The 1,429-nt window shown below is 42.0% G+C and carries 1 protein-coding gene; it reads left to right on the forward strand.

The features are described 5' to 3' along the window. Positions 1-36 precede the first annotated feature (36 nt). Positions 37-804 (forward strand): carbon-nitrogen hydrolase family protein, encoded by a 768-nt coding sequence (locus tag BIW15_RS23365; RefSeq protein WP_025630483.1) that lies wholly within the window; start codon positions 37-39, stop codon positions 802-804. The last annotated feature ends 625 nt before the right edge of the window (positions 805-1,429 follow it).

The raw sequence follows: 1,429 nt of genomic DNA on the forward strand, positions 1-1,429 counted from the left end.
CCTTAACAGGGCGTTATAACGCTAAAGGAGTACAGAGTGAAAATAGGCATTGTTCAGATGCAAATGAGATGGACTGTTGCACAAAATCTTACGACGATATCTGGGTACATTAAAAGGCTAGGTGCACTAGATGTCCTAATTTTCCCTGAACTCGCATTAAGTGGCTTTCATAGAAATATAAAAGCTGAATCTAAAGAGCTCTTAATTCAAAATGCCATAGTCGAACTACAAAATTTAGCGAAAAAGTATCGAACAAGTCTGTTTTTTGGTGCACCTAAAGTAGTTGGCTCAAATGTGTTCAATAGTTATTTGTGCATCAGTAAAACTGGTCAGGTCATAGCGCAATGGGACAAGGCTGGATTAACTGAAAGTGAATCCCTGTTTTTTGCTAAAGGTGGTAATAGAAGCGTGTTGGATCTTGATGGAACTCGCTGTACCACGGTAATTTGTAGAGAAGTCGAGGATGCAGACTGGTTTATCTCTCAAGTTCGTTCCCGCTCTCCAGAAATCATAGTTTGGCCAAGCTATATCAGCCAAAGCGGCAATGATAATACCCTAACGGGCTATTTTTCAGCGGCTTCTGAAATAGCTAAGGAACTTGAAGCATTTATTTTACAGTGCAACTGGCCACAAGCGCTCAACGATCAGAACATTCGTGGATTAGGTGGTAGCCGTATATTTGGAACTGATGGTCAATGTCTTTTGTCCATGCCAGTAGATCAACTTGCGATAAGTATCTTGGAGTTTTCTAAGGGGGAGTTGAGGTCAGTTGAGGCTTTGAGTTCACTGGAAACCGCGTTATAACAAATTGTTCAAGAGTGATTCGGCACGCGTGGCATTTTCACTATGCGTCGGTTTTAGTGGTTAAGGTGGTATGCTGAGGCTTTGGTATTGCGTGCCTCACACCTTAACAAGGCGTTAGTCGCCAGAAAAAGCTAGCAGTCAAAATCATGTTTCTAAGTTCAAAACTTGGCTACTGGTTGTTTGAGTCATAGTTCCATCTTCGACGGTCAAAGCTCTGTTTCATCGGTTCTAAATCAATGCATTGCTATTTTCCAAGCGGTTGTTTTGTTCTTTGTTGGTGATAGCGCGGGGCAATCGAAAATCTGTTTTTGGTTGCAAATCTGCTCGGTGAGTCTGTTGGTTTAAAAGCTTATTTACTTGCTGAAAGGGCGTTTTCTCTGGTGCTGTAAGTTCCAGGTGGTTTCAGTGACTTTGTTGAAAGTCCGCACTGTGAGATTGGTTTTCCAAAAGCGTTTTTTGGTGTTGTCAGTCCGTTTTCTGCGGCGTTGTTTGTTCCAAGTGGTTTCATTGAGTAGTCGCTTTGAGACTACGCCTGATTTAAGTGCATCAAAGCACATAAAGTTTGTTGTTTGCAAAGTTTGGTTCGGCTTAAAATTGTCGCTCGATGCCTCGCGACTAACAAACT

Source organism: Vibrio sp. SALL6, from assembly GCF_002002385.1.
GTDB lineage: Bacteria > Pseudomonadota > Gammaproteobacteria > Enterobacterales > Vibrionaceae > Vibrio > Vibrio parahaemolyticus.